General features: G+C 66.6%; 15 protein-coding genes and 1 pseudogene. 3 read left to right on the top strand and 13 right to left on the bottom strand.

The features are described from left to right. Positions 1 to 65: 65 nt before the first annotated feature. The 13 genes and pseudogenes from RND78_RS23290 to RND78_RS23345 form a co-directional block, all read right to left on the bottom strand. Complete coding sequence (locus RND78_RS23290; RefSeq protein WP_312732383.1) at positions 66 to 482, bottom strand: hypothetical protein; 417 nt, start codon at positions 480 to 482, stop codon at positions 66 to 68. Positions 483 to 489: 7 nt separating this feature from the next. Continuing rightward, positions 490 to 1,218 carry a hypothetical protein gene (locus RND78_RS23295; RefSeq protein WP_312732384.1) on the bottom strand — a complete coding sequence of 243 codons (729 nt, stop codon included), beginning with the start codon at positions 1,216 to 1,218 and terminating at the stop codon, positions 490 to 492. A gap of 111 nt (positions 1,219 to 1,329) precedes the next feature. Beyond that, the gene (locus RND78_RS23300) at positions 1,330 to 1,572 is read right to left on the bottom strand and encodes a DUF1654 domain-containing protein (RefSeq protein ID WP_312732385.1); all 243 of its coding nucleotides are present in this window, start codon (positions 1,570 to 1,572) and stop codon (positions 1,330 to 1,332) included. Positions 1,573 to 1,759: 187 nt separating this feature from the next. After that, positions 1,760 to 1,828, bottom strand: a pseudogene (locus RND78_RS28455) (hypothetical protein); the annotation flags it as partial. Positions 1,829 to 1,898: 70 nt separating this feature from the next. Further along, a complete protein-coding gene (locus RND78_RS23305; protein WP_312732386.1) occupies positions 1,899 to 2,399 on the bottom strand; it encodes a flavin reductase in 501 nt (166 codons plus the stop codon). 12 nt (positions 2,400 to 2,411) lie between these two features. Next, positions 2,412 to 3,368 (bottom strand): PDR/VanB family oxidoreductase, encoded by a 957-nt coding sequence (locus RND78_RS23310; protein ID WP_312732387.1) that lies wholly within the window; start codon positions 3,366 to 3,368, stop codon positions 2,412 to 2,414. A 77-nt stretch (positions 3,369 to 3,445) separates the two neighbouring features. Continuing rightward, positions 3,446 to 4,186 (bottom strand): SDR family NAD(P)-dependent oxidoreductase, encoded by a 741-nt coding sequence (locus RND78_RS23315; RefSeq protein ID WP_312732388.1) that lies wholly within the window; start codon positions 4,184 to 4,186, stop codon positions 3,446 to 3,448. Between the two features lie 10 nt (positions 4,187 to 4,196). Beyond that, positions 4,197 to 4,673, bottom strand: coding sequence for an aromatic-ring-hydroxylating dioxygenase subunit beta (locus RND78_RS23320; protein ID WP_312732389.1), 477 nt, complete (start codon positions 4,671 to 4,673; stop codon positions 4,197 to 4,199). Beyond that, positions 4,670 to 5,962, bottom strand: coding sequence for an aromatic ring-hydroxylating dioxygenase subunit alpha (locus RND78_RS23325; RefSeq protein WP_312732390.1), 1,293 nt, complete (start codon positions 5,960 to 5,962; stop codon positions 4,670 to 4,672). The genes RND78_RS23320 and RND78_RS23325 overlap by 4 nt, the downstream gene beginning before the upstream one ends. A 48-nt stretch (positions 5,963 to 6,010) precedes the next feature. Further along, complete coding sequence (locus RND78_RS23330) at positions 6,011 to 6,538, bottom strand: nuclear transport factor 2 family protein (RefSeq protein ID WP_312732391.1); 528 nt, start codon at positions 6,536 to 6,538, stop codon at positions 6,011 to 6,013. Between the two features lie 4 nt (positions 6,539 to 6,542). Next, positions 6,543 to 6,905, bottom strand: coding sequence for an IacB protein (locus RND78_RS23335; RefSeq protein WP_312732392.1), 363 nt, complete (start codon positions 6,903 to 6,905; stop codon positions 6,543 to 6,545). A 21-nt stretch (positions 6,906 to 6,926) separates the two neighbouring features. Continuing rightward, positions 6,927 to 8,096, bottom strand: a complete 1,170-nt coding sequence (locus tag RND78_RS23340) for an acyl-CoA dehydrogenase family protein (RefSeq protein WP_312732393.1) — start codon at positions 8,094 to 8,096, stop codon at positions 6,927 to 6,929. Continuing rightward, entirely contained in the window at positions 8,081 to 9,223 is a 1,143-nt protein-coding gene (locus RND78_RS23345; protein WP_312732394.1) for an amidase, read from the bottom strand. Before RND78_RS23345 ends, RND78_RS23340 begins: the two co-directional genes overlap by 16 nt. A gap of 520 nt (positions 9,224 to 9,743) precedes the next feature. Between RND78_RS23345 and RND78_RS23350 the strand changes: the two genes are divergently transcribed. From RND78_RS23350 to RND78_RS23360, 3 genes are read left to right on the top strand one after another with little or no spacing between them, the layout of a single operon-like run. Further along, positions 9,744 to 11,423 carry a GMC family oxidoreductase gene (locus RND78_RS23350; RefSeq protein WP_312732395.1) on the top strand — a complete coding sequence of 560 codons (1,680 nt, stop codon included), beginning with the start codon at positions 9,744 to 9,746 and terminating at the stop codon, positions 11,421 to 11,423. Between the two features lie 43 nt (positions 11,424 to 11,466). Next, positions 11,467 to 12,384 carry a transporter gene (locus tag RND78_RS23355; RefSeq protein ID WP_312732396.1) on the top strand — a complete coding sequence of 306 codons (918 nt, stop codon included), beginning with the start codon at positions 11,467 to 11,469 and terminating at the stop codon, positions 12,382 to 12,384. A 23-nt stretch (positions 12,385 to 12,407) separates the two neighbouring features. Then, positions 12,408 to 13,892: an aldehyde dehydrogenase family protein gene (locus tag RND78_RS23360; protein ID WP_312732397.1), complete on the top strand. Its 1,485-nt coding sequence runs from the start codon at positions 12,408 to 12,410 to the stop codon at positions 13,890 to 13,892. Positions 13,893 to 13,895: the final 3 nt, after the last annotated feature.

Here is a 13,895-nt window from a genome sequence, read left to right on the forward strand (position 1 = left end):
CCAGGCCGGCATTAGAGGCTGCCGAAGCTTCGCCACACGACGGAAGCATTCTCCCAGGGCTATCGCTACCTGATGAACCTCAGCAGGTCAGGTCCGTCGATGCACAGCCCAGTACGCATGCTGGTGAACTCACTGCTTTTGCCAAGCAGATCCATCTGAGCATTGCCCTTGCTGGAGTCGTGCCCGTAGAAAAAGATTCTTTCGGGCCTACCGCGAGCGTCCCAGTCGATCTTGATGATCTGCAGGCAGTAGATACGCTGCTCCCCCCGCCGCTGGATCAGGCTGCCTTGCTCAAAGCCAGCCTGCCCGAGGGCCTGGTGGCTGATGCCCTGCATGACTGCATAGGAGTTGGCCAACGCGTTGACCTGCTCCTCCTCCGTAGCGTCGCGAATCCTTTCCCACAGCGCCGGCTCGACCGCGCGCACCATTGCGAGCAGCTCCGGCCGTAGCTTGGAAAGGTATCGCTTGAGCCCTGATTCCATGGATCTTTCAGTACCCCTGCCTCTGGTATACGGTGATCGCTAACAGACCCGACCGGTCTAACGCGGGCCGCGTCACGAGCTGCCAGCCCGCCATGCTGCCAAGGTATCGCACGCCATCCTGGCTGCCTGCGTGCCGATGCTGCTTATGCCGAAGTACGTCGGGCGGAAGCGTCACTTCGCGATTCAGGTCACGGACCACCCGCGCCAGCCGCGGGAAGACGTTCTCCGGCTTGCACTCACCCTTCGTCTCGTCCAGGTACTCGACCAGGGTGTGATGGGTCAGATAGATCTTGCCGAAGACCGGGTTCTCTACCGACGGTTGCGGAGGGGGCGTTCCGTCCCACTTAACGCAGAAGGCCTGGTGATCCCCCCGGGTCCAGGGCTTGTTCTTCTCGACGCTGATTCCGCTCAGGCCGAAGAACTGGGTGCGCAGCGCGTTCGACGTCTCGTAGAGCTCGCCCTTGGAGCTGTCCGAGAGCAACAGGCGCTTCACCGCGCCGCGCGATACCACGAGCTTCAGGTTGCCGCAGGTACGCTGGTGCCCGGCCAGCTCGAATTGCACCAGGGCGCACCACAGGCCGTAGAGCTCGATGAAGTCGAGCACGTTGTCGCCCAGGTCTCGGCTCAGGTGGATCTCGATCCGGCGGAAGAAGCGGTCGTCGCCATTGAACAGGACGTTATAGACGCCTGGCACGTCCGTGGCCGCGGTGCTCACTTTGCAAACTTTATAGGTCATCGTTTGGATCTCGGCAGGTAACTGGAACCTAGTCTCCATGCCTTTCGAAAATTGCAAACGCCGATTCTAGCGCGGTTGTGGGTCGAACCTTCCAGCGCGTCATACGATCACTCAGAAGTCGTCGTAGCTGACCTTCCAGAACAGGTCGACACTACCGTCATCGCGGTGGGCAATGATGACGTCCTCCATCTCGCTGATCGCCTCGAGCAGCTGGTCCCAGTCCTGATCTCTCGCGTCGCGTCGTTCAACGTGGACGTGCTTTTCTCGGACGCCAGGCGCGCTCATGACTTGCCTATGAACCCTTGCGGCAAGCTGGTCATAGGGCGTCAATGCCGGCGGTGGGGTGCGGGCCATCTCCACAGGTCCCATGGGGATGTTCTTTTATACAGTATTAAACCGGCCGGCCTGCTGGCAACCGGTGCGTACCTGGCGAGGCGAAAGGCACCCGGGCTGATCGCCAGACGAAAAAACAGGTCAGCGTGCGCTGACCCTTTCAAGGGGGTTCGGTCTGACCGAACAGGGTGTTGATGATGAGCTGTGCCTCGGCGGCGTGGGTGAAGCTAAGGGTCTCCGCCAGGACCAGGAAGTACCGCAGGTGCCGCAATTCCATCGCATCCCTCCCAGGGTGCCGCACAGGAGCCCCGAGAGTGGCGGCTCCGGCGCGAACGCGCAAGGTCGGCTCAGCAGGCGGCCTTGGAATCCTCGCCCAGGCGATGGTAGGCGCGGTTGAAGTAGGCCAGGGCTTCGCTGGCCTCGCCCTGGCGGATGCCGAGTATTTCGCCGTAGAAGATACTGTGCGAGCCCACTTCGTGGACCTGGGCGATGCGGCAGTCGAAGTTGACCAGCGCATCCTGCAGCGCCGGGGCGCCGCTGCCCAGGGTGCGCCAGCGCGCCTGGGCGAAGCGCGCGTCGGAGTCCAGGTCGCGCTGGGAGAAGGCGCCGGAGAGGCCCTGCTGGGTGCCAGCGAGGACGTTGACGCAAAGCACACCGTTGCGCTTGAAGTGCAGGTTGGAGGTGGACGCGCGGTTCATGCACACCAGTAGCGTGGGCGGCGAGTCGGTGACGCTGCACACGGCCGAAGCGGTGAAGCCGAAGCGGCCGGCGGGGCCGTCGGTGGTGATGACCGACACGGCGCCGCCGAGCATGCTCATGGCGTTGCGAAAAGCGGAGAGATCGACCATGGCTGTGTCTCCCTAGATGTCCAGCACGAGTGTCTTGGAGCGGGCGCGCGAGCAGCAGACCAGGATCTGATCGTTGGCGGCCTTTTCCTCGTCGGTGAAGTAGACGTCGCGGTGATCCGGCTCGCCTTCGAGCACGCCGCACATGCAGGTGCCGCAGACGCCCTGCTCGCAGGACACCTCGATCTTGATGCCGACGGTGCCCAGCGCCTCGAGGATGCTCTGACCCTCGGCGACGGTGACGCGCTTGCCGCTGGCGGCGGCGACCACCTCGAAGCTGGCGCCGGACTCGTCCACCTCGACCTGGAAGTATTCGCGGTGGATGCGCTCGGCCGGATAGCCGGCGGCGGCGGCGCTCTCGATCACCCAGCCCATGAAGCCAGCCGGGCCGCAGGTGTAGAGGTGGGTGCCGGGGTCGGCCTGGCCGAGCACGGTGGCGAGGTCCAGCACGCTGACGGGTTCGTCGTCGAAGTGCAGATGCACGCGCTCAGCGAAGGGCGCCGCGGCCAGCTCCTCGAGGAAGGCGCTGCGTATCCGCGCACGTCCGCAATAGTGCAGTTCGAAGTCGGCGCCCTGGGCGTGCAGGGCGTAGGCCATGGCGATCATCGGGGTGATGCCGATGCCGCCGCCGAGCAGCAGCGAACGCTGGGCGTCGACGGCCAGGGGAAAGAGGTTGCGCGGTGCACTGATGGCCACGCGGCTGCCTTCTTGCAGACGCTCGAAGGCGGCCATGGAGCCGCCGCGCGAGGCCGGGTCCTTGAGAATGCCCAGGCGATAGCGCCCGCGCTCGGCCGGGTCGCCGCACAGCGAATACTGGCGGATCAAGCCGGGGGCCAGGTGAATGTCGACGTGGGCGCCGGCGTCGAAGGCCGGTAGGTCGGTGGCCGCCGCCGGGACCAGGTCGAGGACGACGACGCCGTCGCCCTGAACCTGCCGCCGCCGTACCTCGACCTCGATGAGTGCTGCTGTCATGTCCGCTACCTCGTGGGAGCTGGCCCCGTGGCGCGTGAGCCGGCGGGGCGAAAGGAGTGGGCCGCCGGGGCGGGCCGTCAACGCATGAACAGGCCGCCGTTCACGTCCCAGGTCGCCCCGGTGGTGAAGTAGGCTTCGGGCCGCGCCAGTTGCACGATGAGATCGCCGAGAAAGCCAGCCTCGCCGAGGCGGCCGACCGGGATGTTGGCGAGCAGGCCGGGCAGTCGCTCGGCCGGCACCGCCGCCTGTACCGCCGGCGAGTCAATCGGGCCCGGGGCGATGGCGTTGACGGTGACGCCTCGGCCGGCCAGTTCCTTGGCGAAGATCTTGGTGAGGGTGACGATGGCGCCCTTGGACGCGGCGTAGTGAGCGCCGGTGGCGGTGCCGCCGTTCTGCCCGGCCAGCGAGGCCAGGTTGACGATGCGGCCATAGCCCTGCGCGGCGAGGTGGGCGCCGAGCACCTGGCAGCCGAGGAAGATGCTGCGGGTGTTGAGGCTCATGACCTGGTCGAATTCGTCCGGGCTGATCTGCATCAGCGGCGTGGTGCGGGTCATGGCGGCGTTGTTGACCACCACGTGCAGGGCGCCGAAGCGCGCCAGCACTGTGGCCAGGGCCGTCTCGAAGTCAGCCTTGCGGGTGACGTCCAGCACCAGCGGCAGGACGCGCTCGCCACTCGGGTCCAGGGCCTGGGCGGCGGACCGGGCACGCGCCTCGGAAACGTCGGTGAGCGCGACGCGATGGTCGGCGGCCAGTAGCCGTTCGACGATGGCCAGGCCCAGCCCCTGGGCGGCGCCGGTGACGAGCGCGATCTGCGACATGGCGATCTCCTTAAAGGATGTAGCCGATGCCGGCCAGGGCATCGTCGGAGTTGATCAAGCGGATCAGCTTGCGCTGGATGCGAAAGCTGTCGCCCGCCCGCTGTAGCGTGTAGACCAGGTCGGCGCTGTACAGCTTGAGCACGTCCTTGCGGAATTCGCGGACGTTCTGGGCGCAGCGCACGGTGACGAGGTCGCCTTCCTCGGCAAGGATGCGGAAGCGCGACAGGGTACGCACGGTGCGCGGTTCGGGGCTGGTGGAGATGGACTCGCCACCGATCAGCCGCTGCACGCGCAGGGTGCGCATGTGGGCGTCGTCGTAGGCGTAGTTGAGGGTGTTCTCGAAGTCCTCTTCGTTGGGGTCGATGGGGATGATGTAGGTGCCCTTCTCGTCCCACAGCGCCAGCCAGGCGTCGTAGTCGTCGTGGTCGAGCATGTCGCCTTCCTGCCAGATGAAGGCGGTGACCTGGTGCAGCAACTGCAGATTCATACGCCGCCCTCCGGCTGCATCGCCATCATTTTCTTCCACTGGTGGTAGGCCGCGCGCATGCCGGTCTCGGCGCTCACGTCGGAGACCAGGCCGTCATCGCTCGGACGCTCGCCGGGCAAACCACGGTTGAGCATGATCCACAAGTTTTCGCCGGCGTTGGCGCCTTTTTGCACCCGTTCCCAGGCTTCCGAGTCATCCGGCGTGCCAAAGCCCAGTGGCCCCTGGAAGTGTTCGTGCAGGCGCAGGCGATAGCGGTTGGCCACGGCCGGGCCGCCATCCATGGTGATGACCGCGTGGTGGATCTCGGTCTCGTTCACGGAGATCGGTTGCAGCACCCGGAAGAAGGCCATGGAGCAGGCGACGTTGGGGAACAGGTTGAGGTTGAAGCCGGAACCGCCCACGGCGCGAACGATGCGGCGTACTTGTGGCTCCTCGATGTCCTCGGCGCGCAACTCGGCGGCCAGGGCCTCGAAACGCTCGGGGATGGGGGCGTCGAGGTTGGCTTCCAGGTCGATCAGTTCGGGAATCATGACCATGACGCTGTGGCCGTTGCCGAGGTCTTCGACGTAGCCGGCACCATCGACGAAGTCGAGCATGTCCATGGTTTGCTGATCGACCGAGTGCAGGAAGGATTTGTGCACCAGCGGGAAGTGGTAGGCGTCGGTGGTGTTTTCGAGCTGGATCTTCCAGTTACCGGGGAAGCGGAAGCGGTGTTCGCCCGGCACCTTGATGCCGTAGCCAGCGCCCTGCTTCATGAACAAGTCCATCCACTTCTTGGCCGGGCCGAGGAAGTCGACTAGGGGCTCGATGTCGTCGGCGAAGGTAGCGAAGATCATGCCGGCATAGCTTTCGGTGCGCAGGCTGACCAGGGGCAGCTCGCCCTTCTCCAGGCAGTCGCCATAGCTGTCGGGATGCGGAATACCGCGCAGCGAGCCGTCCAGGGCGTAGCCCCAGCCGTGGTAGGGGCAGACGAAGCTGGCCGTCTTGCCCTTCTTGTGTTCGCAAACGGTGGCGCCACGGTGGCGGCAGCGGTTGAGCAGCACATGGACCTGCTTCTTGCGGTCACGCACGGTGATGACCGGTTGCTTGCCGATGTAGCCGGTCTTGTAGCTACCGCCGTCGGGGATCTCGCTCTCGTGGGCGACCCACACCCAGGTGCGGTAGAAGATGCGCTCCATCTCCAGGTCGAACAGCTCGGCGTCGGTGTAGAGCGAGGTATGGACGCGGTCGGGCTGCACCAGGGCGGCGGGATCGCTGTCCAGCGTCACGGTCTCGATCAGGTTGTTCACGGTGGCTCCTCGTCGGCTCAGACGGCCGACTGCAAGGGATGGTGTATGTCAGTCGGCCGCGGCGGTGGGCACCGGCAGCGCAGCGTCGCTGCGCCAGGTATCCACCGGGCGGCTGAAGAGGTTCTCGGTCTGGAACAGGGCCATGCGCCAGGCCCCGTCTTCCTCGGCGAAGCGCACCGCGAGGCGCGCGGCGTTGAGATGGGACGCGCCGTCGGCGAAGGTGGAGGTCTGCAGCATCACCCAGCTGCCGCGCGCGCCCGTGGCGTCCACCTCGATCAATTCGCTGGTGAGGAAATGGACATTGAGCGCGAAGTGCGCGGGGGTGCCGGTGTAACGGGCGAACATGGCACGAATCGCCGTCCGGCCCTCATAGCCGCCGAAGCTCTTGGCGTAGCGCGCCCCCGTGCCCTCCCAGCGCGCCGTCGTGGTGAACAGGCCGGCCAGCGCGTCCAGGTCGGTGGTGGCGTCCAGGGTGTCGCACAGCTGCATGTAGCGATTCATGCAGGCACGGCAGGCGCGTTCCACGTCGAGGGTGGCCAGGCGCGCTTCGAGCTCGGCGAGACGGGCGGCGGTCATGGCGTCAGCTCCGCTGGATCACGAGTTCGCGGCCCACGCGGGCTTCGACCTTGGCGTAGCGCCAGAGCTTGTAGGGGCCGCTGCCCACGGCCGTGGTGCGGAACAGGTTGCAGGCGGCATGCACGCCGGCCAGGTCCGGCACGTCGGCCAGCAGGTAAGTGGTCCAGGGATAGCAGTTGGAGGGGCCGACCATGCTCTGGTCGTCGTCCATGTTGCCCAACACCGTGACGCCGGGCAGGTCGTGGATGCCGTTCCACATGGCGCTGAACGCGGCCCACACCTCCAGTTGCTCCTCGCGCGGGGCGTCGAAGAAGTTCTGGTTGATGCCCATGCAGAACAGCACGCGCAGGGGTTTGGATTCGCTCATCGAAAGCTCCTTGAAGAGGGATCAGAGGTAGCCCGGCAGGGGCTGCTTGCCGAAGAACAGGGCTCCGGCGTTCTGGTAGGTGACGTCGCCCATGAAGGCGTGCTGGGTGATGACCTGAGCATCGTTGACGCAGCGCGCCAGGGGGCTGCTCTGGTACACCCCGGTCATGCCGGACAGCAGTTGCACGCTACGGGTGACCTCGGCCGCCACGCGCACGGCATGGGTGGACGACAGCCGCAGCAGGTTGATGGTCTCGGGCGCCAGGACGTCGCCGGCCAGTACGTGGCTCCAGGCGGTGTCGATAGCTTCGTAGAAGAAGGCACGGGCGGCGCGCAGGGCGGCCTCGGCCTTGGCGATCTCCACCTGGGCCAGCGGACGATCGGCCAGCGCCGGGGCGCCGGTCACCGAGAGGCGGCCGCTGGCCATGCCGCAGAGCTCGTCCAGCGCAGCGCGGGCGACGCCAAGGCCGACCACGGAAAGCACCTGGGTGGCGAAGGACAGCGAGGGGTAGCGGAACAGCGGTTCGTCGAGCTGGGCGGGGCCGCCACGGACGAAGGTCCAGGCTTGGGCGACCTCCACGTCTTCGACCACCACGTCGTGGCTGCCGGTACCGAGCAGGCCGACGGTCTCCCAGGTGCGTTCGATGCGGACCTTCGAGCGCGGCATCACCGCCAGGCGCGGCAGGTCGAGGCGGTCGCCGTTCTTCGGCGCGATACCGACGCCGATGAGGTCGGCGCCCAGGCAGCCGCTGGAGTACTTCCAGCGGCCCCGCACGCGGAAGCCGCTGGCGGTCGGCTCGGCCGGTTGCGGCGGGAAGATTCCGCCGGCGAACACGACGTCCGGGCCGCGGGCATAGAGCTGGTCGAGAGTGGCACGCGGCAAGGCGGCCAGGTAGACCGGGCTCATACCAAAGCTGGCGACCCACCCGGCGGAGCCGTCGGCGGTGGCCAGGCGCTCGATCATGGCGCAGAACTCGGCCGGCGAAAGCTCATCACCGCCGAAACGGCGCGGCACGCAGGCGCGGTAGACGCCCGCAGCCTTGAAACGCTCGATGATGTCGGCGGACAACTGCCGTTGACGGTCGAATTCACCAGCGCGCGCGCGCACACGAATGTCGTCGAGCAGTGTGTCGAAGGCCTCGGTCGCCGGGACGGGCGAAATCGCCCGGGCAGCGCTCAGCAACGGTTCCATAGCGGTTCTCCCTGGGCGGCGAGACGCCGCGCGAGTTCGCTGGCAATGGCCAGCAGGCTTTCGTCGGCGCCCTTGGCGGCCACCAGTTGCACCCCTACTGGCAGCCCATCGAAGCCTTCGAAGGGCATGCTTAACGCGGGGTGGCCGGACAGGTTGAAGGGGCGAACCAAGGCGGTCATGCCCAGTACGGCGCGGGTATCGGCGGCGTCGGCCACCGCTAACGGGTAGTCGGGCATCGTCGGCAGCACCAGCACGTCGCAGTGTTGGAGGGCCGCATCCACCTCGGCGGTGAAGCGCGCGCGCACCGTCTCGGCGGCAGCCAAATCGGCGGCATCGGTCTGGGCGGCGGCGCGCAGGCGACCGGCCACGTCAGCGCCTACCAGGCCGCTGTCGACCAGGGCACCACAGGCGGTCCAGGTCTCGTGGTTGATGACGGCCATGCCGGCGGTGTAGGCAGCGTCGAAGCTAGGCAATTGCACCCGAGCTTGGGGCAGTTCGCTCGCCGCCAGCAACGCATCGAGCGTCTGAGTGACGGCCGCGCTCGCCGCCACCTGGATCACTCCCAGACGGGGCGCCTGGGTCAGCGTCGGCAGCGGTCGCAAGGTCGGGTCCAGTAGCTGCATGGCCTGTATCAGCCGGGGCAGGTCAGCGGCCAGGGGGCCGACGCAATCCAGGCTGCTCTGCGCCGGCATCACCCCGGCGCGGCTGAGCCGGCCGAAGGTGGGCTTGAAGCCGAACACCCCGCAACAGCAGGCCGGTACCCGCACCGAGCCGCCGGTGTCGGTGCCCAGCGCGAAATCGCACAGGCCGGCCGCCACGGCGGTTGCCGAACTGCTCGAGGAGCCGCCGGGGATGCGCCCGGGGTAGTGGGGATTCTCCGGGGTGCCGGTGTAGTGGTTGATGCCGGTAGTGCCGAAGGCCAGTTCATGCAGCCCCACCTTGGCGGTGAGCCGGCAGCCGGCGGCCAACAAGGCCTCGATCACCACCGCATGGCGAGTGGCCAACGGGGCATCCTGCAGGGCGCGGCTGGACGCACGGGTGGGGTAGCCGGCGACGTCGATGGTGTCCTTCACCATCACCGTCGGGCCGCTGCCGCCCAAGGCCATTTCCTCGATCACGATCGTCATGACTGTCGCCTGTGTGGATGAAAGTTCCGGCCGGCTACGCGGTACCGGCTTTTCTTAACATCGATATAGAAACGTGAAATGTCAAGTAATTGATCGCATCCTTTCTTCACCTGCTTTCGCCTCCGACATGCAGGTAACTTCACCACCCGCCTCAGGTAGAGCCCCCTACCGCGCCCACCCGAAAAACCCTTTAAAACCTGACAAATCAATTCATTACGTTTGTCCATCCGTTTTTTCGTGGCCTCTCTTCAGGCGATCAAAACGCAACGGGTTCGCGTGGTGGCCATACCCAATGACGCCAGGCACAGCAATGACTTAGCTTGAAAAAAGGCCTCGTCGGACGGTAATTTTCACCCTCTTCCGCAGGCACCTGCGTACCAAAAAGCGTGCAGCGACGAGCGGCAGTGACGCTGGCAGGCAGGTACAAAAGGTTGTCCCCCAGGAACAAGTATCCCCACGCGCCGTGCGGTGAAATGGTCGGACCCGGCGTCATTCACGCCCCGCTTCGGAGGTTCGCGCCATGTCCCACTCGCACTACGACTACATCGTCATCGGCGCAGGCTCGGCCGGCTGCGTGGTAGCCGCCCGCCTTCTAGAGCAGAAGGCCGGCCGCGTGCTGCTGCTCGAAGCCGGTCCGCGCGACAACAGCCCCTTCCACACCATGCCGGCCACGGTGGTGCAGGTGTTCCAGAAGAAATCCTGGCCGCACATGACGGTGCCGCAGCGCTACTGCAACGACCGCGAAATGATCATCGCCCAGGGCAAGGTGCTCGGCGGCGGCAGTTCGGTGAACGGCATGATCTACATCCGTGGCCAACACCAGGACTACGACGATTGGGTGAGCGACTGGGGCTGCCCCGGATGGAGCTTCGCCGAGGTGCTGCCGTACTTCCGCCGCGCGGAGGTCAACGAGAGCCTGAGCGGGCCCTACCACGGCCAGGATGGTCCGCTGCCGGTAAGCGAGAACCGCTATCGCCATCCGCTGACCCAAGCCTTCGTGCGCGCCGGCCAGGAACTGGGGCTGCCCTATATCAATGACTTCAACGGCGCCAGCCAGACCGGGGTGGGCTTCTACCAGACCACCACCCGCAACGGTGCCCGCGCCAGCACGGCGCGTACCTACCTGGCCGGGGTGCGCGACGATCCCAATCTCACGGTGGTGACCGATGCCCTGGCGCACCGGCTGATCCTCGAGCAGGGCAGTGCCACCGGGGTGGTCTACAGCGTCAAGGACCAACCGCCAGTGATCGCCCTGGCAGCCCGCGAGGTGGTGCTCAGCGCTGGCGCCTTCGGCAGCGCCAAGTTGCTGCTGCTCTCGGGCATCGGCCCGCGCGCTGAACTGGCCGAAATGGGTATCACACCCGTGCACGACCTGCCGGTGGGCCGCAATTTCCACGACCACCTGCACCTGTCACTCAATGCCAGCACCCACGCGCCGAGCAGCATCCTCGGCGAAGACAAGGGCCTGCGCGGCCTCAAGCACATGGCCCACTGGCTGGCCTTCCGCCAAGGCCTGCTGACCAGCAACATTCTCGAAGGCGGCGGCTTTCTCGCCACCGACGGCAGCGACCGCCCCGACGTCCAGTTCATGTTCCTGCCGGTGATGGACAACTTCGACAACACCCCCGGCGAGGTGCCGCCCGCCGCCGAGCACGGCCTCACCGTCAAGGTCGGCCACCTGCGACCCAAGGCGCGCGGCACGGTGCGCCTGCGTAGCCGCGAGGCGGCGGACAGCCTGCTGATCGACCCCAACTACCTGGGCGACCCGGACGACCTCGCCGGGCAGATCCGCGCCGTGCAGGCCGGGCTGAAGCTGATGCAGCAACCGGCGCTGGCTCGGCTGATCAAGCGCGTCACCGCCCCGGAAGCCGTGGACTGGCAGGATATGGCCGGCATCGAGGCCTTCGTCCGCCAGCGCAGCAAGACCGTCTACCACCCCGGTGGCACCTGCCGCATGGGCACCGACCCGGCCACCTCCGTGACCGATCCGCAGTTGCGTGTGCACGGCATCGCCAAGCTAAGGGTGGTAGACCTCTCGGTATGCCCGCAGATCGCCAGCGGCAACACCAACGCTCAGGCCATCATGCTCGGCGAGCGGGGCGCGGACCTGTTGCTCGGCCACGCGCCCCTGGCCTTGGCCGATGACAGCGCCCTACGCCTCACGCTGTCCCTGACCCATGCCGTGCCCGTCACTCCCTGACCGAATCCCGCGCGGCCTCCGCCAAGAGAGGCGCGCCCCTTGCGTGATCCTGCCCCGAGCGAGCACCCCCACCATGCGCGTGGCCTCCTTGCAGTCCCTGATGATCGCCAGCGCCCTGCTGGCCACCGGCAACGCCGTCCAAGCCACTGAAGGCGGTGGCGGCGCCTATGCCAATGGCAGCGAAGGCTTCATGACCGGCGCGGTGCCGCCGCCCGGTAACTACCTGGTCAGCTACAACACCTTCTATACCGCAGACCGCTTTGCCCATTCGGCGCCGGTGTTCGATGACTTCAAGCTGGCGGTGAGCGCCACGGTGCTGCGTGCCATCCACGTTAGCGACCGGCAGATCCTCGGCGGCAACTGGGCGATGCACGCTTTCCTCGTCTACGCCGACGTGAACGTCAAGAATCTCGGCGGCGCTCACCAACAGCGCGAAGGCATGGGCGACTTCATCTTCGACCCCTTGGCCATCGGCTGGCACGCCGGCAACTGGCACTGGGTGACCGGGGTGGACATCTACCTGCCCACCGGCCGCTACGACAGCGACGCCCTGGCCAATCCGGGACGCCACTACACCACCTTAGAACCGCTGTTCGGCGTGACCTACCTCGATCCCGCCGGCTACGAGTTCTCGATCAAGACCATGTTCGACTACAACTTCGAGAACCGAGCCACCGACTACCGCTCGGGCAACGAGCTGCACGCCGACTTCGTCGCCGCCCGCCATCTGGGCGCCTGGTCGGTGGGCCTGGGCGGCTATGTCTACCGCCAGGTCAGCGATGACCGCGGCGACGGCGCGGTACTCGGCGGCTTCCGAGGGCGCGCCAATGCCCTGGGGCCGCAACTGGCCTACACCTGGCGCCAGGGCATCACCCTGGCCGGCCGCTACCAGCACGAATTCGACGCCCGCAATCGCCCCGAGGGCGACAAGTTATGGATCAACTTCGCCCTCCCCCTTTGAGTTCCCTGCCCGGAGTACCCCCCATGTCCCGCATCGACCTGCTTCTCTCCGTCCGCGCCTATCTCGAACGCCCACACGGGCACTTCATCGACGGCCAGTACCAGACCGGCAACGGCCCGGCCTTCGGAATCACCGACCCCGCCACCGGTGAGGTAATCGCCCAGGTAGCGGGCGCCGATGCGGCGCAACTGGAAGCCGCCGTGGCCGGTGCCCAGGCGGCCTTTCGCGGCCCCTGGGCTGAGACCACGCCCTACCAGCGTGGTGTGGTGCTCAATCGCCTGGCCGATCTGATCGAAGCCCACGGCGAAGAGCTGGCGCAACTAGAAACACTCTGCTCGGGCAAGTCCATCCACCTCTCGCGGCTGTTCGAAGTGGGCCAGAGCGCAGTGTTCCTGCGCTACTACGCGGGCTGGGCGACCAAGATCACGGGCGAGACCCTCACCCCGTCCTTCCCCTCCCAGGCCGGCGAGCGCTACACCGCCTTCACCCGCCGCGAGCCGGTGGGCGTGGTGGCCGGCATCGTGCCGTGGAATTTCTCGGTGATGATCGCCATCTGGAAGATCGCCGCCGCCCTAGTCACTGGCTGCACCCTGGTGCTCAAACCGAGCGAATACACCCCGCTCACCCTGCTGCGCCTGGCGGAACTGGCGCTCGAAGCCGGGGTACCGGCGGGCGCGCTCAATGTGCTCAATGGTACCGGCGAAATCGGAGCCCGGTTGATCGACCATCCGGGGGTGGCAAAGGTCTCTTTCACCGGCTCGGTGCCCACCGGCCTAAAGGTCGGTCAGCAGGCCATGGCCGCCAACCTCACCCGCGTCACCCTGGAGTTGGGAGGCAAGAACGCCGCCGCCCTGCTGCCCGACGTGGACGTGGCCGCCGCCGTGGGTGGCCTGATCCAGACCGGCTACGTGCACCAGGGTCAGGTGTGCGCCGCGCCCGAGCGGGTCTATGTGCCGCGCGCCCGGCTGGACGAAGTGGCGGCCCAGTTCGCCGCCGCCCTGGGTGGCCTGACCATCGGCTCGCCGCTGAACGAAGCCGTACAATTCGGCCCCCTGGCCAACCGCGCCCACTTCGACAAGATGCTCGGCTTCTTCGAACTGGCCCACCAAGAGGGCCAGGTAGTCTGCGGCGGTCGCGCCCTGGACCGGCCCGGCTACTTCGTCGAACCGACCCTGGTGATCGCCCGCGCGGCCAGCGACCGTTTGCTGCACGAAGAAACCTTTGGCCCGCTGATCTGCCTGCTGCCCTACGATGACGTGGACGAACTGCCCGGCCTGATGAACGATTCGCCCTTCGGCCTCACCGCCAGCCTCTGGACCAACGACCTGTCGCGCGCCTTGCGACTGATCCCGCAGATCGAGGCCGGCACCGTCTACATCAACATGCACACCTTCCTCGACCCAGCGGTGCCATTCGGCGGCATCAAGGCTTCGGGCCAGGGACGCGAGTTCGGCAGTGCCTTCATCGACGACTACACCGAATTGAAGTCAGTGATGCTCCGCTACTGAAGG

Source organism: Pseudomonas oryzihabitans (assembly GCF_032027545.1).
GTDB classification, from domain to species: Bacteria; Pseudomonadota; Gammaproteobacteria; order Pseudomonadales; family Pseudomonadaceae; genus Chryseomonas; species Chryseomonas oryzihabitans_F.